We start from the raw sequence: 20,384 nt of genomic DNA, 5'->3' as shown, positions 1-20,384 counted from the left end.
TTTTTACTAAATAAAAGCTAATGTTTTATAAAAACGGCTAACTATGAAATCTACATCGTACCTTTTTGTAAAATAAATTGTTATGTCTGCTAAAGCTAAAAAAGTAACTAAAGATTCAATTATTACCATGTTCATGGATTATGTTTTGGAGAATGAAAAACTACCCAAAACGGTCTATAAATTTTGTAAAGTAAATGCTATTGAAGAATCGGACTTTTATCTCTATTTCGGTTCTATAGAGGCATTAAAAAAAGGAATTTGGAATACCTTTTATGAGAATACGGTTAATGTTATTGAAAAGAATAAGGAATATCAGGATTTTACGAACAGAGATAAAATGCTCACATTCTTCTATACTTTTTTTGAGGTGCTAACATTAAATAGAAGCTATGTATTGTTTATAATGGAGAATGCCCCTAGTCCATTGAAAAATATGGAGCAATTAAAAGGGCTTCGAAAAAATATTAAAGAATTTGCGAAAGTATTGATTGCTAATGGTAATCAAAATAAAAGTTCAAAATTAACCAAACATAATCCACAGTTGTTTTCAGAAGGGGCTTGGTTACAGACCATGTTTTTATTGAACTTTTGGAAGTCTGATGATTCTGCCGGGTTTGAAAAAACAGATGTAGCTATTGAGAAATCGGTTAACACCATATTTGATGTCTTTGATAATACCCCTTTAGAGAATATTCTAGATTTCGGAAAATTTCTATATAAGGAAACCTTTGCCTAATCTAAATTCTGCAATTTGAAAACACTAGATAAAATACCTACAGGGAAAATAGAACGCGCAAGTAAGCTTGTGAAAACAGGCGCTAAAATTGGCGGTAATTATGCCAAATATTTTGGTAAAAAAATTATCAATCCAGATACTACTAAAGACGAGTTAAATGAAGATAATGCCACAGATATTTATGATGGGTTGAAGTCTTTAAAGGGTAGTGCGCTCAAAGTTGCCCAGATGTTAAGTATGGAAAAGAATCTACTACCCAATGCGTATGTAGAAAAATTCTCTCTATCTCAGTTTTCAGTTCCACCATTATCTGCACCTTTGGTGAGAAAAACATTTAAAAAATACTTAGATAAATATCCTGAAGAGGTTTTTGACACTTTTGACAAAGATTCTATAAATGCTGCTAGTATTGGGCAGGTTCATAAAGCAACAAAAAATGGAAAAAATTTAGCCGTTAAAATTCAGTATCCTGGGGTAGCACAAAGTATAAGTAGCGATTTGGCAATAGTAAAACCAATTGCCATTCGTATGTTCAATCTAAAAGGAAAAGATTCAGAAAAGTATTTTAAAGAGGTTGAGAATAAATTGGTTGAAGAAACAGACTACATTTTAGAAGTTGCCCAAAGCCAAGAGATTACTAAAGCTTGTAAAGTAATACCGAACATTAAATTTCCAGAGTACTATACTGAACTTTCAAGTGAGCGTATAATTACAATGGACTGGATGACCGGTATGCATTTAAGTGAATTTGCGAAAACTAATTTCTCGCAAGCCACTGGTGATAAGTTAGGTCAGGCGTTATGGGATTTTTACATGTTTCAAATTCATGGGTTACGTAAGGTGCATGCAGATCCACACCCAGGTAATTTTTTGGTTAACGATGATAATGAACTAATTGCAATAGATTTTGGGTGCATAAAAGAAGTACCAGACTCATTCTATGTTCCTTATTTTGAGTTGGCTAGACCTGAAATCATATCAGATGATGAGAAATTTACAGCTAAGTTATATGAACTTGAGATTTTAATGGATTCAGATACGCCAGAAGAAATTTTATTTTTTAAATCAATATTTCATCAATTGCTAAGTTTATTTACTTCACCATTTCATAATGAACGTTTTGATTTTGGCGATGAGGTGTTTTGGGGTAAAATTGCGGCGTTAGGAGAACAGTTTTCTTCAGATAAACAAATAAGAAAAATGAATGGTAATAGAGGTTCAAAGCACTTTTTGTATATGAACCGTACTTTTTTTGGTCTTTATAATCTTCTTCATGATTTAAAAGCTAATATTATAGTGAATGACTATAAGAAATATCTAGATTAAGTATGCAGCTATTATTCTTTTAGGTAGCCTATGTTACATTTTTAAATAGAATTCTTAATAGTTGTTTATATTGCAACACTAATTATACCTGAACTTTATCAGGGTTAAAATATTACTATGTATAATTCAAAAATAATTGGCTTAGGTCATTATGTACCTGATAACGTAGTGACAAACGATGATTTGTCAAAGGTGATGGATACAAATGATGCTTGGATCCAGGAACGTACCGGTATAAAAGAAAGAAGGCATGTAGTTAAAGGTGATGGTGATACAACTACGACCATGGGTGTAAAAGCCGCTAAAATTGCTATTGAAAGAGCAGGTATTGATAAAGATGATATTGATTTTATAGTATTTGCAACTTTGAGTCCAGATTATTATTTCCCTGGTCCTGGAGTTTTGGTTCAGAGAGATTTGGGAATTAAAACGGTAGGAGCATTAGATGTCCGTAATCAATGTTCTGGTTTTGTATATGCAATCTCAATTGCTGATCAGTATATTAAGACTGGTATGTATAAGAATGTACTTGTTATTGGTTCTGAACTTCATTCTCATGGTTTAGATATGACCACAAGAGGCAGGGGAGTTTCCGTAATTTTTGGTGATGGTGCCGGTGCGGCTGTTTTATCTAGAGAAGAAGATAATACAAAAGGTATATTATCTACTCATTTACATTCAGAAGGTCAGCATGCCGAAGAACTTTCTTTAATTGCTCCAGGTATGGGTAAAAGATGGGTTACAGATATCATTGAAGATAATGATCCTCAAGATGAATCTTACTTCCCGTATATGAATGGTCAATTTGTATTTAAGAATGCAGTTGTTCGTTTTAGTGAAGTTATTATTGAAGGTTTAGAAAAGAATAAACTGAAGTCTACTGATATTAATTTATTAGTGCCACATCAAGCCAATTTAAGAATATCTCAATTTATTCAAAAGAAATTTCAGTTGAGTGATGACCAAGTTTTCAATAATATTATGAAATATGGTAACACTACGGCAGCTTCTATTCCTATAGCACTTACAGAAGCCTGGGAAGCCGGTAAAGTAAAAAGCGGAGACTTAGTAGTTTTAGCTGCATTTGGTAGTGGTTTTACTTGGGGCAGTGTAATTATAAGATGGTAAAAATAAAGCACCCATAGTTTTTGCTATGGGTGCTATATAGTTTACCTAATAAGAAAAAACCAACCAATCTTCTATATCAAATATCACTATATAAAGTAATAGACGCAATTAAGTTCTTATTGTTACTTTAATGATTCAACTTTTGAATTATAAAGAAAAATTGTTGTGGAAGTAATGTCTTTTATAAAAAGCATAAAAAGAAGAAACCCGAACATTCCAAAATGAATTGGAAGTCGGGCTTCAAATGCTGATAGGCTATACTAAACACTAACCATTAACTATAAACATATAGCGTTACCAACAATATTTTTATACTCAGAGAGTATCTAACTTTACTAATAGACGAAATATTGCCTTATTAGTTACATGTTAGTGAACTTTTAACATTTATTTATCATGAAAAAGACCCTAGTATTTGGAGCCTCGTTAAAACCAAATCGATATAGTAACATAGCTATACATCGACTGGTAGATTCGGGGGTAGAAACTTTAGCCTTCGGGTTAAAGGAAGGAACGGTTTCTGGAGTCAATATCACTAATAGATTAAGCGAAATTAGTGATATTCACACAATAACCCTATATATAAATCCAAAAAGACAAGAAGAATATTATAATAGTATTATTTCTTTGTCTCCAAAACGTGTAATTTTTAATCCTGGTACTGAAAATCCTAATTTCTATAAATTATTGAAAAACAATGGCATAGAGGTAGAGGTAGCATGTACCTTAGTGTTGTTGAGCACCAGTCAATATTAAACAATATCTTTTTTGCCGGTTGAGGTGTTTTTCTTGCGAATGAGCCATAAACCTATAAAGGTCAATAACCCGTTTAACGGTAAAAGCTCATATCCAAAAATATAGCCACCTAAATATTCACTTGGTAGCTTCGCTAAAATTAGAATAAAGGACACACAAACAAGGGCGACAATCCATACATATTTATCCTTTACTTGATGTTTGGTGAATATGCCAAAAGAGAATAGTCCAAGTAAAGGACCGTAAGTATATGAGGCTACAGTTAAAAGACCGTCAATGACATTTCTATCTAGAATGTATTTAAAGGATATTACCACTAATATAAGTAGTATGCTCATACCAATATGTGTAACTCTACGAGTCTTCTTGGCTACATGCTCAGGTTTCTTTTCTGTATTAAGAAAATCTACACAGAATGATGTTGTTAAAGAGGTAAGAGCACTATCAGCACTACTATAAGCTGCAGCAATTAAGCCAAGCATAAAAGTAACGGCAACCGTTATACCCAAACCGCTATTTAAAGCAATTTCTGGAAACAATAAATCAGATTTTGGAGAACCGTCCATAAGAGGGATAGCGATATTGTGAGCATCTGCATAGATGAATAGTAATGCACCAAGTAGCATAAATACGAAAGTGACAATGACTAATACGATACTAAAACTGACCATATTCTTTTGAGCTTCCCCTAGATTTCTGCAAGTCAAGTTCTTTTGCATCATATCTTGATCAAGTCCCGTCATACAAATAGTAATGAACATTCCGCCTAAAAATGATTTTACCAAATGGTTTTTTGAAGAAAGGTCATCTGTAAAAAACGTTTTGCTGTACTGACTTAATTCTTGGGAGTTTAAAAATTCAATGAACGTCCAATCCATTTTATCCAATATAAAATAAATGGAAAGTCCTACGGATATCAGCATAAACAACGTTTGTAAAGTATCTGTCCATACAATTGTTTTAATACCACCTCTAAAGGTATACACCCATATAAGTAAAATAGAAAGAATAACGGTGATTTCAAAGGGAACGTTCCAAGCGTCGAATACAAATTGCTGAAGAACGATAGCTACTAAAAACAATCTAAAAGCTGCGCCAAGAACTCTTGATATAAAAAAGGAAATTGCCCCTACTTTATAACTTACAAAGCCAAACCTGTCGTCTAAGTATTCATATATAGAAGTTACATTTTGTTTGTAATAGATGGGAAGCAGAACGAAAGCAGTTACCATGTAACCTAAGAAATATCCAAAAACTACTTGCATGTAGCTAAACTCAGATGCTTCTACCCAACCAGGAACGGAGATGAACGTTACCCCGGATAAAGACGCGCCCACCATACCAAATGCAACCAAGTACCAAGGGGATTGTTTTCCTGCCTTGAAAAAATCTTCGTTAGAATCGTTTTTGCCGGTGAAATAGGAGATAATTAATAGCAAAACAAAGTAACCAGAAATTAATAGTAAAATATGAGAGGCGTTCATGTTGTAAAATTTGCGGCAAATTACAAAAAGTTATAGGAGGTAGAACGATTACTTAAAATCTTAGAGTTTAATTTGAGAATACTTTAATTAGTAATTGAAAAGCTAATAGAACATTTCTTTACCCATTAAAATTTGATACCTTTTCAGGTATTAAATTTTAAATAAAAATAATCATGCTACAAGAATTCCTCTTAAAGAATAGGGCTTTATTTCATTTAATGATAATTAGTTTATTGGTCAGTAATATATTGGTTGGTCAGGAAAGTCTAACTGCAGACAAGAAAATTAATAAAGAGGTTGGTAAACTTTTGAAAGATAAAAGTATTAAAACTGCTTTTGAATTTATAGATGAAATAGAAAATGAAACGGAGAGAGATCTAATTACGTTGACCGAAATACCAGCTCCGCCATTTATGGAAGCAGATAGAGCAGAGGCTCTTAAAAATATGTTTGTTAAAGCAGGTTTGGTAAACGTTTCTATAGATGAGGTTGGTAATGTTATTGGAATTAGAAAAGGAACAGAAGGAGGCATGGTAGTTGTTTTAGATGCGCACTTAGATACTGTATTTCCTGAAGGAACGGATGTAAAAGTGGTGAAAAAAGGTGATACTTTATTTGCGCCGGGCATTGGTGATGATACCAGAGGGCTTTCTATGTTGTTAGCTATTTTTAAGGCAATGAAAAAGGCTAATATAAAAACCAAAGCAGATGTTTGGTTCGTTGGTACAGTAGGTGAAGAAGGTATAGGAGATTTAAGAGGTGTTAAACATTTATTTAAAGATGGTGCACCAAAAATAGACTCTTGGATTTCCATTGATGGCGGTGCTATTGGCAGAGTAAATAATGCAGGATTAGGTTCTGTTAGGTATAAAGCTTTGTTTACGGGAAAAGGAGGTCACTCATGGGGAGCTTTCGGGTTGGCAAATCCTCATCATGCGCTTGGTTTTGCCATAAAAGAATTTACAGAGAATGCAAAAGCTTTTACAGACAAGGGTGCTAAAACAAGTTTTAATATAGGTAGAATGGGAGGTGGTACTTCTGTAAACTCAATACCTTTTGAGTCTTGGATGGAAGTTGATATGCGGTCTGTTGATAGTGGTAGATTAAAGGAGGTAGAAGCTATTTTTAAACAATCAATGCAAACGGCTTTAGAAGAGTATAATAATACAGGGGTAGACAATAAAATTTCATTAGAGCTAATAAAGATAGGGGACAGACCATCTGGAGAACTTTCGCTAGATACCCCGTTGGTACAGCGAGCTATTAGCGCCACTAATTTATTTGGATATGAACCTAGCCTTACTAGAGGATCTACAAATGGTAATATTCCTATTTCCTTAGGTGTTCCGGCAATAACAATTGGTAGAGGTGGTATTGGCGGTGGGGCGCATTCTCTTCATGAATGGTGGCTTAATGAAAATGGGGCAGAGGCTATTAAATTAGCAATGTTACTTACGGTTATTGAAGCTGGTCTTCATAAATAACTAATAAAGTTTTAGTTTGTCATATATAGTTAGCAGCCATGGTTGTTGGCGAAACGTAATTTTTTTTTCTAAACTTTTTAAATGTTAAATAATTTTGTGAAAACCGTGGGGCATGCTTTTCAAGTTTAGTTGTAAATTTATACCGAATAAAAGCTATGGATTTTTCATCTAAATTATTAGAAAACGCAGTGTACGAAGTCTCACAATTGCCAGGTATTGGCAAGCGTACGGCTTTGCGATTGGTACTTCATTTATTGAAGCAACCAGAACAGCGTACAGAAAACCTTTCTACATCATTAGTAAATTTGCGGGGCAAAATTCAATTTTGTCAAAATTGCCATAATATTTCTGATACTACTATGTGCGAAATATGTGTCAATCCTAAAAGAGATGATGCTTTGGTTTGTGTAGTTGAAGATATTAGAGATGTAATGGCTATAGAAAATACAGGACAATTTAGAGGTAAGTATCATGTTCTTGGAGGTAAAATTTCTCCTATGGAAGGCATAGGTCCTCAAAATTTGAAAATTGGAACCTTAGTGGATAAAGTGAGAAAAGGCGTAATAAAGGAATTAATTTTTGCGTTGAGTTCTACCATGGAGGGCGATACTACCAATTTTTATATTTTCAGACAAATAGAAGGATTGGAAGTCAAGACCTCTACAATTGCAAGAGGAATAGCGGTAGGCGATGAACTGGAATACGCTGATGAAGTCACTTTAGGTAGAAGTATTTTAAATAGAGTACCGTTTGAAGGTTCTTTGCGTCAAGATTAGTTATTGTATTTAAGGTAAATATCAATAAAAAGGTATTTATTTTATTATTTTTGCAAAAAATATAAATAAAACAAGCTTTAAATTATCGATATGTCAAAATTTGAATTAAAACTACCACGTATGGGAGAGAGTGTTGCGGAAGCAACATTAACGTCATGGTTGAAAGAGGTAGGTGATACAATTGAGATGGACGAAGCCATTTTTGAAATTGCTACAGATAAGGTTGATAGTGAAGTGCCAAGTGAGGTAGATGGTATTCTACTGGAGAAATGCTATAATGTTGATGATGTTGTCAAAGTTGGTCAGACTGTGGCTATCATTCAAGTTGGAGATGATGTTGATGTTAGTGAAACTTCAAATACCCAAAATGATGTTGTAGAAGAAGAGCCTGTTCTTGAGGAAATGGTTTCTGCGGCAGAATCTGCTGTGGTACATGCGAAAGCAGAAACATCTTCGGTTCATGTAAATGGAAGTTCAGACAGATTCTATTCTCCTTTAGTTAAAAATATAGCCAAAGAAGAAGGTATTTCTTTTGAGGTGCTGGATCAAATTGCTGGTACGGGAAAAGATGGAAGAGTAACCAAAGATGATATCTTAAGTTATGTAAAAAACGGAGTATATGAACCTGTTGCTAAAGAAGTTGCTTCAAAAACGGTACAACCAGTACAAAAAGTGGAAAGTTCAGAAGACGCTTCGCAGGAAAAAGTGAAAGAGGAAACTACGAATACAGCGGTTGCCGAAAAACCTAAAATGCAGGTTGCTCGTGGAGACGAGGTTATTCCAATGACAAGAATGGGCAAGTTGATTGCCAAGCATATGACAGATAGTGTTTCTACTTCTGCTCATGTACAGAGTTTTATAGAAGTTGATGTTACTAATATTGTTAAATGGCGTAATAAAATAAAAGATGGGTTCTTTAAAAGAGAAGGTGAGAAATTTACCTTTACACCAATTTTTATGGAAGCCGTAGCGAAAGCATTGAAGAAATATCCTATGATGAATATTTCAGTAGAAGGTGATACTGTTGTTAAGAAGAAAAACATCAATATTGGTATGGCAGCTGCATTGCCAGACGGTAATCTTATTGTTCCAGTAATTAAGAATGCAGATCAATTGAATTTAATGGGTATCGCTAAAGTTGTAAACGACTTGGCAGACCGTTCTAGAAATAATGCATTAAAACCAGATGAGGTTCAAGGTGGAACATATACAGTAACCAATGTTGGTACATTTGGCAGTGTATTTGGTACTCCTATTATTAATCAACCACAAGTAGGTATTATGGCGTTAGGTGCAATACGTAAAATTCCTTCTGTAATAGAAACATCTGAAGGAGATGTAATAGCTATTCGAAGTAAAATGTATTTATCTCATAGCTATGATCACAGAGTGGTTAATGGTGCTTTGGGTAGTATGTTTGCAAAAGCTGTTGCAGATTATCTTGAAGGATGGGATGTTAACCGAGAGGTGTAAATTCAAAAAAATAAAATTACCAGATACCCCATAATACTTTAAGTATTAATGGGGTATTTTTTTTGTTGCATTTTGATTTGCAGTTATTTAACTGTGACATATTTTTTGTTCCAGTAATTAATTTGTTTCATAATTTTTCAAATTTCTGTCCTTTGAATAAATTAAACAAGGGTAACTTTGTGCGTCTAAAAAACGAAAAGGTATCTTTGTTAAAAGTAGAACACGTATGGAATTAAAGCTTACCAGACCTATTTGCTTCTTTGATTTAGAAACAACTGGCATCAATGTAGCAAAGGATCGTATTGTAGAAATAGCAATACTTAAGGTATATCCTAATGGAAACAAGGAAAGTAAAACATGGCTTGTTAATCCTGAAATGGTAATACCAGAAGAGGTAATTGCAGTGCATGGTATTACCAATGAAAAGGTAGCGAACGAACCTACATTTAAAGAACTTTCTAAAGAAATTTATAAGATAATAAAGGATAGTGATTTGGGTGGTTTTAATTCTGATCGATTTGATATTCCTTTATTGGCTGAAGAATTATTACGTGCCGATATTGATTTTGATATGAAAAATACAGTGTCTGTTGATGTGCAAACAATTTTTCATAAGATGGAAAAACGGACGCTAGAAGCTGCATATAAATTTTATTGTGATAAAGATTTAACCGATGCCCATAGCGCAGCTGCAGATACAAATGCAACCTATGAAGTGTTGCTTTCGCAATTAGATAGGTATCCTGATTTAGAAAACAATATTAAAAAGCTATCTGAATTTTCCAGAAGAAAACAATCCGTTGATTTTGCAGGCTTTATTGCATTGGATGAAGAAGGTGAAGAGGTGTTCTCATTTGGTAAGCATAAAGGGAAAAAGGTACATGCGGTTTTAGAAAAAGAACCAGGTTATTTTGGTTGGATGCTTAATGCCGATTTTCCATTGTACACAAAAAAGATTCTTACTCAAATTAAATTGAGCAAACTCAATAATAAACTTGGTTAATAAATGCGCATTTTTTTAGTAATATTTTTTTTGATAGTAGGGGTAGGGCATGCTCAAGAGGTTTTGGTAGAGGGGCATGTGTTCGATGAAAAATCAAAGACATCTGTACCATATGCAAATATTAGTTTTCTAAAAACCCTTAAAGGTACTTCAAGTGATGAGGACGGTTATTTTTATATAGATGTTCCAGAATCATATTTAGAAAGAGACGTTCATATTTCAGCATTGGGTTTTAAAGACACTATAATGTCAGCCAAAGTTATTTCTGAAAATAAAAAGATATACTTAAAAGAAGAGTCTTTTGAGCTTGAGGAGGTTGTGGTATCTCATAGTTTAGGAGATTCACAAGTATTAAATCCAATAAGTTCTTATAGTATTAAAAGCGGATTTTCATCGGCAGAAACCCCTTGGGTATTGGCTTTGTACTTCCCTAACATTGGAGCGGCAAAAAAGTATTTGGAGAGAATTACCATCTATGTGCAAAAAAATAGCAAATTCAAAAGAGAGTCATCTAAATTTAGACTTCGGTTGTATGATGTGGATAAAAATACCCGAAAACCAAATCACGATTTAATTCGCAAGAGCATTATTTTAGAGAGCTCTAAGACCGAGGATTTTGTTTCTATTGATTTGTCTAGCATGGGTATAAGAATTCCGGAAGAAGGTATTTACGTAGGCTTAGAGTGGCTCTTTCTTCCTTATAATTGGTATACAAATACCTATAAGCATGCTATTACCAACAAGAAAGTTATAGAAGATAGGTTTGCACCCACCTTTGCTGCCGTTTATCAAAAAAACCAAAATTTTAAAACGATGGTTTATGGAATGGGAGAATGGAGTGATTTTGCTATAAAGGCACCGGGAAATAATGAGAACTTAATACCTGCCATAAGTTTGAAAATGTCTAAGAAAAGATAAAATCAATATGAAGATTATATGTATTGGCAGAAATTATACTGCACATATCGATGAACTTAAGAACGAAAGACCAGAAGAACCAGTTGTTTTTATAAAACCAGATTCTTCGGTGCTGCCGAAACAACAAGATTTTTATATACCAGAATTCTCGAACGACATACATTATGAAGTTGAGGTTTTAGTGAAAATAAAAAAAGTAGGTAAGCATATTAGCGAAGAATTTGCACATACATACTATGATGAAATTGGACTCGGTATAGATTTTACTGCAAGAGATTTGCAATCAAAATTGAAAGAAAAAGGATTACCTTGGGAAAAAGCCAAAGGGTTTGATGGTGCTGCTGTAATAGGTGAGTGGCTTCCTAAAACCGATTTTAAAGATATTAATGACCTAAATTTTAAGTTGTTAAAAAATGACGAGGTGGTTCAAAATGGTAACACTAGTTTAATGCTTTGGAAAATTGATGAAATTATAGCCTATGTTTCAACTTTTTTCATGTTAAAAAAAGGAGATATTATTTTTACAGGAACTCCTGCCGGTGTTGGGAAAATAAGTCCAAATGACTATCTTTCGGGGAGTTTGGAAGATAAAGAGCTTTTTACCTTAAAAATTAAATAATGATTTATAACCTGGATAAGATTAACGAGATGGCAGAGGGGGATCAGGATTTTATAAATTCTGTAATATCTGTTTTTTTGGAAGAAGTGCCTGAAGATCTAGATGCTTTAGAAAAAGCCCTGTTGGCAAAAGACCATGATCAAGTATACAAACTTGCCCATAAAATAAAGCCTAATGTTGATTTGTTGGGTATGGAACAAACACGAGCCATTGCTTTAGAATTGGAAACATTGGGTAAGCAAGAGGCGAATATGGCAGAAATAGAGGAGAAATTTCCAATGCTAAAAACCGATATAAATCAGGTTGTGGCAGAATTGAAAAATGATTTCCATTTATAATGCTTGCAGAAATAATTACCATTGGCGATGAAATCCTCATCGGTCAGGTCATTGATACCAATTCCGCATTTATAGCCAAAGAACTTAATAAGATAGGTGTCTCTGTATATCAGATTACATCTATACAAGATGAGCGAGTTCATTTATTAAATGCTTTTAAAGAAGCGTCAGATCGTGTAGACGTTGTATTGATAACTGGCGGGCTAGGTCCTACAAAAGACGATATTACCAAACATACGTTGTGCGAATATTTCAATGATGAACTTGTGGAAAATGCAGAGGTTCTCGCTCATGTGGAAGAATTATTTGCGAAGTATATTAGTAATACACCTATATCGGATATTAATAGAATGCAAGCCTTGGTGCCTAGTAAGGCAGAGGTCTTACATAACGCAAACGGTACAGCGCCCGGTATGTTGATTAGGCAGGGTGAAGTTACTTTTATTTCCATGCCTGGCGTCCCTTTTGAGATGAAGCATTTAATGACGGATTCTGTAATTCCAAAATTAGCGGCTTACTATAAACGCCCTCATATTATTCATAAGACCATAGTAACTTATGGTATGGGAGAAAGTGCTATAGCGAAACGTATTGAAACTTGGGAAGATGAACTGCCTTCAAATATTAAACTGGCGTACCTCCCTAATTTAGGGAAAGTAAGATTACGGCTGTCTGCAAAAGGATCCAATTATGATGAATTAGCAAGTGCAATGGAAGCGGAATCTGAAAAGCTATATCCACTAATTAATGATATAGTTTTTGGTTTAGAGGATGATGAAAGTTTAGAAGAGATTGTTGCTAAATTATTGACCAGTAAAAATTTAACCTTATCTACTGCCGAAAGTTTTACAGGGGGTAAAATTGCTGAAAGAATAACTTCTGTACCTGGTGCCTCTAGCTATTTTAAGGGTAGTGTGGTAAGTTATGCAACAGAAGCTAAAATTAATGTTTTAAAGGTGCCTGAAGAGCTGGTTGAAAAGTATTCAGTAGTAAGTGCAGAAGTTGCTACGGCTATGGCAAAAGGCGCAAGAGAGTTGATGAAAACCGATTTTGCAATTGCTACTACAGGTAATGCGGGACCTACAAAAGGAGACTCAAATGCAGAAGTAGGAACAGTGTTTATTGCAATTGAAGGAACCACGTCGCATTTTGTACAAGAATTTCAGATGGGAAGCACCCGTGAGCGTGTTGTGGAAAAGTCTGTAAATAAGGCTTTTGAGCTTCTTCAAAAAGAAATTTTAAAAATGTGATCTTTATTGTTGTTGGAACGATAAAAAAGATATAAATTTGCACCCTGTTTAAAAGAAAAAGTCAGCACGATGTCAAAAGTATGTGAAATTACGGGGAAGAAGGCGATGTTTGGAAACAATGTTTCGTTTTCAATAAATAAAACGAGAAGAAGATTTGATGTAAATCTATCTAAAAAACGTTTCTACATTCCTGAAGAAGACCGTTGGATTACTATTAAAGTTTCTACAAGAGCTTTAAAGAGTATCAATAAAAAAGGAATATCTGCTGTTTTGAAAGAAGCAAAAGCAAAAGGATTCGTTATTAAGTAATCTGGAAAATAGAGCATTAAGATGGCAAAGAAAGGTAATAGAATACAAGTTATATTAGAGTGCACAGAGCATAAAGAATCTGGTCAACCAGGTACTTCAAGATATATCACAACAAAAAATAAGAAGAACACTCCTGAGAGATTGGAAATTAAAAAATTCAATCCTATTCTTAAGAGAATGACCCTTCATAAAGAAATTAAATAGATTCTTACTTTAAGAGAATCACAAAAAACATAAGACATGGCTAAGAAGACCGTAGCAAGTTTACAGACAAGTTCTAAAAGATTGACAAAAGCTATAAAAATGGTTAAGTCACCAAAATCAGGTGCTTACGTTTTTGTAGAGCAAGTTATGCCACCAGAATTGGTAGATGCTTGGATTGCCAAGAAATAAGAATTATAACTTTTAATAGTTATTGAGCCCCTTTCCTACGAAAGGGGCTTTTTAATTTTTATATTTGAATAACCATATGATTAACAATGAGCTTATTTAAAAAAATATTTTCTTCCCAGAAAAAAGAAACCTTAGATAAAGGTTTGGAAAAAACCAAGACCAACTTTTTTTCTAAGTTAGGAAAAGCGGTTGCCGGTAAGTCTAAAGTAGATGATGATGTACTAGATAATTTAGAAGAGGTTTTGGTTTCTTCTGATGTTGGTGTAGACACTACTTTGAAAATTATTCAAAGAATTGAAGCCAGGGTTGCTAAAGATAAGTACGTAGGTACAGACGAACTCAATGCTATATTAAGAGCTGAGATTGCCGGTCTATTATCTGAAACAAATGATAGCGATGATGCCGATATTCAGATACCTAAAGATAAAAAGCCGTATGTAATTATGGTTGTTGGGGTGAACGGTGTAGGTAAAACAACTACAATTGGTAAATTGGCATATAGATTTAAAAATCAAGGCTTAAAAGTTGTCTTAGGTGCTGCAGATACCTTCAGGGCTGCCGCGATAGATCAGTTACAAGTTTGGGCGGATCGTGTAGATGTGCCAATAGTTAAACAACAAATGGGTAGTGATCCTGCTTCTGTTGCTTTTGATACATTAAGCTCGGCGGTTACTCAAGATGCCGATGTTGTGATAATTGATACTGCTGGGCGATTACATAATAAAGTTAATTTGATGAACGAATTGACCAAAGTAAAACGTGTAATGCAAAAGGTAGTTGAAAACACACCGCATGAAGTTCTTTTAGTGCTAGATGGTTCTACGGGTCAGAATGCATTTGAGCAGGCCAAACAATTCACTAAAGCTACAGAGGTTACTGCTTTGGCAATTACCAAATTAGATGGTACTGCAAAAGGTGGGGTAGTAATAGGTATTTCAGATCAATTTAAAATACCGGTTAAGTATATTGGTGTTGGTGAGGGTATTGAAGATTTACAGGCATTTAATAAACACGAATTCGTAGATTCATTCTTTAAAATTTAAAATTGAAGTATAGCTGGTTCATTTTATCCTTTATAATTTATAATATAAGTTGGGGACAAATGAGTCACCCTAAAGCTAGTCCGTTTTCTAGGATAGAGCAAGAAGTGGGGCTTTCAAAAATTTCCATTGAATATTCAAGACCATCGGCTAGAGGACGAATATTGTTCGGAAATCAAGAAAATGGTGAACCTGGGTTGGTACCTTATGGTCGCATTTGGCGAGTTGGCGCTAATGAATCCACGAAAATTTCTTTTGATTCTGACGTTGTAATTGATGGACAAGAATTAAAAAATGGAACTTATGCTCTATATGCTTTTCCTGAAGAGAATAAATGGCAAATAGTATTTCATAACAATAGCACACATTGGGGTGATGGCAGAACAAATTATAATCCTGAAGAGGATGCACTTCGTATTTTAGTTCTACCTACCAAAACACATGATTTTCAAGAGAGTTTTCTAATTTCATTTGATAATTTAGACCATAATAGTGTATCGATGATTTGGAATTGGGGGAATACTCAGATTTCTACGCCCATTCAATTTGATACAAAATCTATTATGCAAAGGCAGATAGATAAAGAATTATCAAAGACTCCTACACCACAAACATTTTATGAAGCTGCACGATATTATCAAGAGCAAGGTATTTACTTGATAAAAGCGCTTAGTTATGTAGATTTAGCAATTGAGAAAGGTGGCGACACTTATTATTATCACAGAGTACGGTCTTTAATCTTAGCGGATTTAAATAGATATGCTGAAGCAATTAAAGAAGCTAAACTATCTTTAAAACTAGCAAAAAAAGAGGATAAAGATGAGTTTGTACGCTTAAATGAAGATAATATCAGAAAATGGAAAACCTTGTTGTTTCAAAATAAATAACAGTTATGATAAAGCATGTTTTATTAATATTTGTGATTTTGTTAAGTGCATGTAAGAACGAGCAGGAATCAAAAAAAGAAGAAGTAATTCTTTGGACACCCTATAATGATTCTATTGAAGTTGCAGACAATACCGATCATGAAAATGGTCGTATGCAATACAGGTTAATTCAATCAAAAGTTCTTGATAAAAATGAAGTGTTTGTGCCTTTATATGATGAAGTTTCAAAACTTACTAAATCTGAATATGAGAAGTTGGTTCCTTTAATATTGGAACAAGATATTTTTACAATTAGAAATCATATAAAAGAAGATAGGCTCACGTATGAAAATCTTGTGTTATTTTATTTGTACCGTATTTATAAATATGAGTTGAATAATGCTACTACTCTAAATACCATTATAGCACTTAATAAAGATGTAGTTGAACAGGCGAGAGAATTAGATAAGCAGAATCAAATGGGTGTGGCAACTCAAATTCAGCATCCAATTTATGGCATGCCAATTTTGTTAAAAGACAATATTAATGCATTAGGCATGAAAACGACCGCTGGGTCAATAGCATTAATGAATAATGAAGTAGACGATTCCTTTATTGTTCAGCAATTAAAAAAGAATGGAGCTTTAATTTTAGGAAAAGTAAATTTAAGCGAATGGGCATATTTTCTATGTACGGGCTGTCCGGTTGGGTATAGTGCATATGGTGGTCAAACACTGAATCCTTATGGTCGTAGAATATTTGAAACGGGAGGTTCAAGCTCCGGCAGTGGAACAGCTGTTGCTGCCAATTATGCTGTTGCTGCAGTAGGTACGGAGACATCTGGCTCTATTTTGTCTCCTAGTAGTCAAAACTCAGTCGTTGGTTTAAAACCGACAATAGGCTTGTTAAGTAGAACAGGTATTGTGCCCATTTCAAGCACTTTAGATACTCCTGGACCTATGACTAAAAATGTAAAGGATAATGCAATTTTATTATCTGCAATGCTAGGGTTTGATGAATTTGATGCAGCGTCTGTAGAAGATAATTATCCAGGTATATTGTCTTCAGGCTTGCATCCAAAAGATTTTTCGGAAATTAGATTGGGTGCTATTAAAGATTTATTGGAAACTGATAGTATTTATAAACAAACAGTTGAAAATTTTAGTGAGGCAGGTGCAACCATAATTGAATTTACACCACCAGAAGTATCCATGGATGGGTTTTTGAGTATATTAAATATTGATATGCGTAACGATTTAAAGGCATACCTAAAAGAGTATGCAAATCCAGATGTTATAAAAATTACCTCAATTGAAGATGCAGTAGCATTTAATAATGCAGATTCATTGATTAGAATTCCGTACGGGCAAGCATTGTTTGAAGGCATGTTATCAGATACTACCACAACTACAGAGTTAGAAGAAATAAAAGCTAATCTTGAAAAAAATGGACGCGCTTTCTTCGATACAGCGATGGATAAGTACAAACTAGATGCTGTTTTATCTATTAATAATTACCACGCTGGTTATGCTGCAGTAGCTAAATATCCTGCTTTGACAATACCTATGGGGTATAAAGCATCTGGTGAGCCGTTAAGTTTGACATTTATTGGAAAACAATTCTCAGAAGCTAATTTATTGCAAATAGGAAAAGCTTATGAAGAAAAATTTCCTAACCGGGCAATACCTTCAGATTATCGGAATTAATAAGTTTGGCTAAAATGAAAAGAAGAAGCTTTGTAAAAAGAACTTTTCAGTGGGGAGCTGGGTTGGGTTTGTTGATTGGACTATATAGTTGGCAAATTGAACCGTTTTGGATGGAATTTGTTCGTTTAAAAATGCAATTAAGAAATTTACCAGAAGGGCTAATTGGTAAAACGGTAATGCAAATCAGTGACATTCACATAGGAAATTCATTTGACTATCAATATATAATAGATTCATTTAAAGAAGCTCAAGAATTAAAACCTGATTTCGTTGTCTATACCGGCGACTATGTAACCTATGAAGACAATGAACAATTAAATCAATTGCAAGAGGTTTTAAAGTTTGTAGTTAAAGGTGCTATGGGTACCATTGGCATATTGGGAAATCATGATTACGGAATTGATTTTGTCGAAGATGAAGTCGCACAAAAAATCACGAAGAGTTTAGAAGAAGTAGGGGTGACCATGTTACGAAATGATGCCGTGGAAATTAACGGACTCAATTTTTTAGGAATGGACGATTTTTGGGGAAGTAATTTTTATCCTGAAAAAGCTACAGCAAAATATAATTCTGATAAAGCAAATATTACCCTATGTCACAATCCGGATGTATGCGATCTGCCAGTCTGGAATAATTTTAAAGGCTGGATACTTTCCGGTCATACACATGGTGGACAAGTAAAACCACCATTTTTGCCTGCACCTTTATTACCAGTAAAAAATAAAAATTACGATGCTGGTATAAAAGATTTAAAAGATGGTAGAACTCTTTATATCAATAGGGCATTAGGCTGTCTACGTCAAGTACGTTTTAATGTAAGACCAGAAATTACGGTTTTTGAACTTACTAGAGAGGTTTAAGTTATAAGTGCCTAGTCAATAGATTGAATCACTTTATTAGCTGATAACCTAGATTTTCCGATTATATTAGGTTGAGTATTATCCTCGGAATGTCGGTAACCAATAGCGACTGAAAATAGTACTTTGTGGTCATTGATTTTAAGAATATCCTTATATTTTTCAGGTTCTATGCCTTCCATAGGTGTAGAGTCAATTTCCATAGCAGCACAAGCGGCTAAAAAGAATCCAAGGGTAATATATACTTGTTGAGATAACCAGTTAATAGTTTTTTCCGCTGGTTGCGGTTTTACAAATTGCTTGAAATATCTTATTGCTCCTTCGTTCAAATTTTCTTCAACACGTTTTTCAAACTCTATTAGATTGTCCATAACACTGAATACAACCAAATGACTAGCATCTTTTATTTTGGTAGCATTAAAATATGAAGCGTCAGCTAAATCATTTTTAACTTGTTCATTTGATACAAATGTGAAAAGCCACGGTTGGCTATTAATAGAGGACGGACTAAGTTTAAGAATATCTTTTAAATCTTGAATATCAGAATCCAAAACCTTTCGGGTAGTATTATATTTTTTAGTGGTATATCTGTTTTCTGCAAATTGCTTAAAGTTCATATTGTATTAATTTAACTATTCTCGGTTTTATAGTCTCTATAACTAATAAGAAGAATTTTTATTATTATCGATAAATTTTAATTTTCTATAATAGCATTGATCAATCCCCAAATTTCATTATCGAAACTTGAAGGACCTAAAAGGTCTTCATTACTTGCCCCGCCCATGCGTACAATAACCAAATCTAAACTTGGCACCATGTATAATTTTTGGTCATTTAAGCCTAAACCAGCATAAAGATCAGCTGGAGCATTAGGTATTAAACTACCTGTAAATTCATCTTCAGAATTAGGTAATCTAAAACTGCTTTTACCATTTAACCAATACAGATATCCATAAGCAAGATTATAGTTTTGAGATGAGTTCGTCATGGCATTAAAATAATTTTGATCAGAGAGAATAGATAAACCATCCCAATTTCCTTGGTTTAAGTTTAAAATTCCAAAGCGGGCCATACTTCTGGCGGAACTATAAAATACATTGTTATAGCCTACTTTAATAAATAAGCCTTGCATTCCTATTGGTTCTTTAATTTTTTCAGAGAAATACGAATTAAAATCTTGTTGTGTAGCAAAGGCAATTACATCGTCCAATAAAGTGTACGGTGCGTTATGATAATACCAAAAAGTACCAGGTTCGTTTAAATAAGTTAAACAATTGGGGTCTGTACAGAAAATATTTTCAACAGTATAATCTAAACCAGTAGTCATAGTAAGCTGGTTTTCTATCGTAATATTAAGTTCTTTTTCACTCGGTAAACTTGACCAACCTTCACCTAAGTAGTTTGATGTTGTATCGGTTATTTTAAGAAATTCTTCTTCCTGAGCAATACCGGTAAGCATTGCAGTTAAATTCTTTCCGGCAGAATTCCATGCATGGTTATCATCTGAGGTAAAATCGCCAAAATATTTTTCTATTACCATGCGCCCGTCTTTTAAAACGATAAATGCATCGGTGTTGTTATCCTCTAAAAAATTATAAAGATTATCTACTTGATCTTCGTTCCATCCCAAGGTTTCCATTGATATAGTTTCCCATTCATTGGTTCTGGAAATAGGAGGGAAGTAGGTATCCGTAGGTATAGGAGCCAATGCTGGTGGAGTCCCGCTCTTATCGGTTTCTGAAGTAGGTTCAGAATCACTTGAGCATGAGATGAGAATAGATAGTATGGCAAGCAGGCTGAAATATTGGGAGAATTTCATGGTTAATTTAAGGTTTGGGTATTTATAAACAGTAATCAAATAAAGATTACGAGTAAATTTGTCCATATCTAACGTTTTTAAATACCCAAATCGTATTTTTGCA

Annotated in this window: 22 protein-coding genes; 19 read left to right on the top strand and 3 right to left on the bottom strand. The window is 34.0% G+C overall.

The features are described 5' to 3' along the window. Window positions 1–82: 82 nt before the first annotated feature. The 4 genes from P178_RS0119535 to P178_RS0119520 all read left to right on the top strand — a co-directional run bounded on the left by P178_RS0119535 (window position 83) and on the right by P178_RS0119520 (window position 3,946). Window positions 83–736, top strand: a complete 654-nt coding sequence (locus tag P178_RS0119535) for a TetR family transcriptional regulator C-terminal domain-containing protein (RefSeq protein ID WP_027067819.1) — start codon at window positions 83–85, stop codon at window positions 734–736. Between the two features lie 15 nt (window positions 737–751). Beyond that, on the top strand, window positions 752–2,062 hold the full coding sequence (locus tag P178_RS0119530) for an ABC1 kinase family protein (RefSeq protein ID WP_027067818.1): 1,311 nt from the start codon (window positions 752–754) through the stop codon (window positions 2,060–2,062). 117 nt (window positions 2,063–2,179) lie between these two features. Beyond that, a complete protein-coding gene (locus P178_RS0119525; protein ID WP_027067817.1) occupies window positions 2,180–3,190 on the top strand; it encodes a 3-oxoacyl-ACP synthase III family protein in 1,011 nt (336 codons plus the stop codon). Between the two features lie 396 nt (window positions 3,191–3,586). After that, window positions 3,587–3,946 (top strand): CoA-binding protein, encoded by a 360-nt coding sequence (locus P178_RS0119520; protein ID WP_027067816.1) that lies wholly within the window; start codon window positions 3,587–3,589, stop codon window positions 3,944–3,946. Here the strand turns inward: P178_RS0119520 and P178_RS0119515 are convergent. Continuing rightward, a complete protein-coding gene (locus P178_RS0119515; protein ID WP_027067815.1) occupies window positions 3,943–5,430 on the bottom strand; it encodes a sodium:solute symporter in 1,488 nt (495 codons plus the stop codon). The genes P178_RS0119520 and P178_RS0119515 overlap by 4 nt on opposite strands. Before the next feature lie 173 nt (window positions 5,431–5,603). Between P178_RS0119515 and P178_RS0119510 the strand changes: the two genes are divergently transcribed. The 15 genes from P178_RS0119510 to P178_RS0119440 all read left to right on the top strand — a co-directional run bounded on the left by P178_RS0119510 (window position 5,604) and on the right by P178_RS0119440 (window position 18,465). Beyond that, window positions 5,604–6,914: a M20/M25/M40 family metallo-hydrolase gene (locus P178_RS0119510; protein WP_051638374.1), complete on the top strand. Its 1,311-nt coding sequence runs from the start codon at window positions 5,604–5,606 to the stop codon at window positions 6,912–6,914. Between the two features lie 155 nt (window positions 6,915–7,069). Further along, window positions 7,070–7,690 carry a recombination mediator RecR gene (recR, locus tag P178_RS0119505; RefSeq protein ID WP_027067813.1) on the top strand — a complete coding sequence of 207 codons (621 nt, stop codon included), beginning with the start codon at window positions 7,070–7,072 and terminating at the stop codon, window positions 7,688–7,690. Window positions 7,691–7,780: 90 nt separating this feature from the next. Continuing rightward, the gene (locus P178_RS0119500; RefSeq protein WP_027067812.1) at window positions 7,781–9,163 is read left to right on the top strand and encodes a dihydrolipoamide acetyltransferase family protein; all 1,383 of its coding nucleotides are present in this window, start codon (window positions 7,781–7,783) and stop codon (window positions 9,161–9,163) included. 226 nt (window positions 9,164–9,389) lie between these two features. After that, a complete protein-coding gene (locus tag P178_RS0119495; protein ID WP_027067811.1) occupies window positions 9,390–10,166 on the top strand; it encodes a 3'-5' exonuclease in 777 nt (258 codons plus the stop codon). A gap of 3 nt (window positions 10,167–10,169) precedes the next feature. After that, on the top strand, window positions 10,170–11,084 hold the full coding sequence (locus P178_RS0119490; protein ID WP_027067810.1) for a carboxypeptidase-like regulatory domain-containing protein: 915 nt from the start codon (window positions 10,170–10,172) through the stop codon (window positions 11,082–11,084). A gap of 7 nt (window positions 11,085–11,091) precedes the next feature. Next, complete coding sequence (locus tag P178_RS0119485) at window positions 11,092–11,703, top strand: fumarylacetoacetate hydrolase family protein (RefSeq protein ID WP_027067809.1); 612 nt, start codon at window positions 11,092–11,094, stop codon at window positions 11,701–11,703. Continuing rightward, on the top strand, window positions 11,703–12,041 hold the full coding sequence (locus P178_RS0119480; RefSeq protein ID WP_027067808.1) for an Hpt domain-containing protein: 339 nt from the start codon (window positions 11,703–11,705) through the stop codon (window positions 12,039–12,041). The genes P178_RS0119485 and P178_RS0119480 overlap by 1 nt, the downstream gene beginning before the upstream one ends. Then, window positions 12,041–13,291 (top strand): competence/damage-inducible protein A, encoded by a 1,251-nt coding sequence (locus P178_RS0119475; protein WP_027067807.1) that lies wholly within the window; start codon window positions 12,041–12,043, stop codon window positions 13,289–13,291. Before P178_RS0119480 ends, P178_RS0119475 begins: the two co-directional genes overlap by 1 nt. Before the next feature lie 69 nt (window positions 13,292–13,360). Beyond that, on the top strand, window positions 13,361–13,600 hold the full coding sequence (gene rpmB, locus P178_RS0119470) for a 50S ribosomal protein L28 (protein WP_027067806.1): 240 nt from the start codon (window positions 13,361–13,363) through the stop codon (window positions 13,598–13,600). 21 nt (window positions 13,601–13,621) lie between these two features. Then, the gene (gene rpmG / locus P178_RS0119465) at window positions 13,622–13,804 is read left to right on the top strand and encodes a 50S ribosomal protein L33 (RefSeq protein ID WP_027067805.1); all 183 of its coding nucleotides are present in this window, start codon (window positions 13,622–13,624) and stop codon (window positions 13,802–13,804) included. 36 nt (window positions 13,805–13,840) lie between these two features. Then, window positions 13,841–13,993 (top strand): DUF4295 domain-containing protein, encoded by a 153-nt coding sequence (locus P178_RS22980; RefSeq protein WP_071340023.1) that lies wholly within the window; start codon window positions 13,841–13,843, stop codon window positions 13,991–13,993. 86 nt (window positions 13,994–14,079) lie between these two features. Beyond that, window positions 14,080–15,036: a signal recognition particle-docking protein FtsY gene (gene ftsY / locus P178_RS0119455; protein ID WP_027067804.1), complete on the top strand. Its 957-nt coding sequence runs from the start codon at window positions 14,080–14,082 to the stop codon at window positions 15,034–15,036. 2 nt (window positions 15,037–15,038) lie between these two features. After that, complete coding sequence (locus tag P178_RS0119450; protein ID WP_036147206.1) at window positions 15,039–15,920, top strand: DUF2911 domain-containing protein; 882 nt, start codon at window positions 15,039–15,041, stop codon at window positions 15,918–15,920. Window positions 15,921–15,925: 5 nt separating this feature from the next. Next, window positions 15,926–17,605 (top strand): amidase family protein, encoded by a 1,680-nt coding sequence (locus P178_RS0119445; RefSeq protein ID WP_027067802.1) that lies wholly within the window; start codon window positions 15,926–15,928, stop codon window positions 17,603–17,605. 14 nt (window positions 17,606–17,619) lie between these two features. After that, window positions 17,620–18,465 carry a metallophosphoesterase gene (locus P178_RS0119440; RefSeq protein WP_027067801.1) on the top strand — a complete coding sequence of 282 codons (846 nt, stop codon included), beginning with the start codon at window positions 17,620–17,622 and terminating at the stop codon, window positions 18,463–18,465. An 11-nt stretch (window positions 18,466–18,476) separates the two neighbouring features. On the opposite strand, the gene P178_RS0119435 is transcribed toward P178_RS0119440, so the two are convergent. Both P178_RS0119435 and P178_RS0119430 read right to left on the bottom strand, forming a co-directional pair. Continuing rightward, on the bottom strand, window positions 18,477–19,079 hold the full coding sequence (locus P178_RS0119435) for an NAD(P)H-dependent oxidoreductase (protein ID WP_027067800.1): 603 nt from the start codon (window positions 19,077–19,079) through the stop codon (window positions 18,477–18,479). A 77-nt stretch (window positions 19,080–19,156) separates the two neighbouring features. After that, window positions 19,157–20,347, bottom strand: coding sequence for a serine hydrolase domain-containing protein (locus P178_RS0119430; protein ID WP_231500574.1), 1,191 nt, complete (start codon window positions 20,345–20,347; stop codon window positions 19,157–19,159). Window positions 20,348–20,384: the final 37 nt, after the last annotated feature.

Source organism: Maribacter sp. Hel_I_7, assembly GCF_000688315.1.
Classification (GTDB): domain Bacteria; phylum Bacteroidota; class Bacteroidia; order Flavobacteriales; family Flavobacteriaceae; genus Maribacter; species Maribacter stanieri.
This window is presented reverse-complemented; position numbering and strand designations above follow the sequence as displayed.

Coding starts and splice junctions, on each gene's coding strand:
- P178_RS0119480 (WP_027067808.1), top strand. CDS start 11,703: ATGATTTATAACCTGGATAAGATTAACGAGATGGCAGAGGGGGATCAG.
- P178_RS0119445 (WP_027067802.1), top strand. CDS start 15,926: ATGATAAAGCATGTTTTATTAATATTTGTGATTTTGTTAAGTGCATGT.
- P178_RS0119520 (WP_027067816.1), top strand. CDS start 3,587: ATGAAAAAGACCCTAGTATTTGGAGCCTCGTTAAAACCAAATCGATAT.
- P178_RS0119495 (WP_027067811.1), top strand. CDS start 9,390: ATGGAATTAAAGCTTACCAGACCTATTTGCTTCTTTGATTTAGAAACA.
- P178_RS0119490 (WP_027067810.1), top strand. CDS start 10,170: ATGCGCATTTTTTTAGTAATATTTTTTTTGATAGTAGGGGTAGGGCAT.
- recR (WP_027067813.1), top strand. CDS start 7,070: ATGGATTTTTCATCTAAATTATTAGAAAACGCAGTGTACGAAGTCTCA.
- P178_RS22980 (WP_071340023.1), top strand. CDS start 13,841: ATGGCTAAGAAGACCGTAGCAAGTTTACAGACAAGTTCTAAAAGATTG.
- P178_RS0119440 (WP_027067801.1), top strand. CDS start 17,620: ATGAAAAGAAGAAGCTTTGTAAAAAGAACTTTTCAGTGGGGAGCTGGG.
- rpmB (WP_027067806.1), top strand. CDS start 13,361: ATGTCAAAAGTATGTGAAATTACGGGGAAGAAGGCGATGTTTGGAAAC.
- P178_RS0119515 (WP_027067815.1), bottom strand. CDS start 5,430: ATGAACGCCTCTCATATTTTACTATTAATTTCTGGTTACTTTGTTTTG.
- P178_RS0119525 (WP_027067817.1), top strand. CDS start 2,180: ATGTATAATTCAAAAATAATTGGCTTAGGTCATTATGTACCTGATAAC.
- ftsY (WP_027067804.1), top strand. CDS start 14,080: ATGAGCTTATTTAAAAAAATATTTTCTTCCCAGAAAAAAGAAACCTTA.
- P178_RS0119435 (WP_027067800.1), bottom strand. CDS start 19,079: ATGAACTTTAAGCAATTTGCAGAAAACAGATATACCACTAAAAAATAT.
- P178_RS0119535 (WP_027067819.1), top strand. CDS start 83: ATGTCTGCTAAAGCTAAAAAAGTAACTAAAGATTCAATTATTACCATG.
- P178_RS0119510 (WP_051638374.1), top strand. CDS start 5,604: ATGCTACAAGAATTCCTCTTAAAGAATAGGGCTTTATTTCATTTAATG.
- P178_RS0119475 (WP_027067807.1), top strand. CDS start 12,041: ATGCTTGCAGAAATAATTACCATTGGCGATGAAATCCTCATCGGTCAG.
- P178_RS0119430 (WP_231500574.1), bottom strand. CDS start 20,347: ATGGACAAATTTACTCGTAATCTTTATTTGATTACTGTTTATAAATAC.
- P178_RS0119485 (WP_027067809.1), top strand. CDS start 11,092: ATGAAGATTATATGTATTGGCAGAAATTATACTGCACATATCGATGAA.
- P178_RS0119500 (WP_027067812.1), top strand. CDS start 7,781: ATGTCAAAATTTGAATTAAAACTACCACGTATGGGAGAGAGTGTTGCG.
- rpmG (WP_027067805.1), top strand. CDS start 13,622: ATGGCAAAGAAAGGTAATAGAATACAAGTTATATTAGAGTGCACAGAG.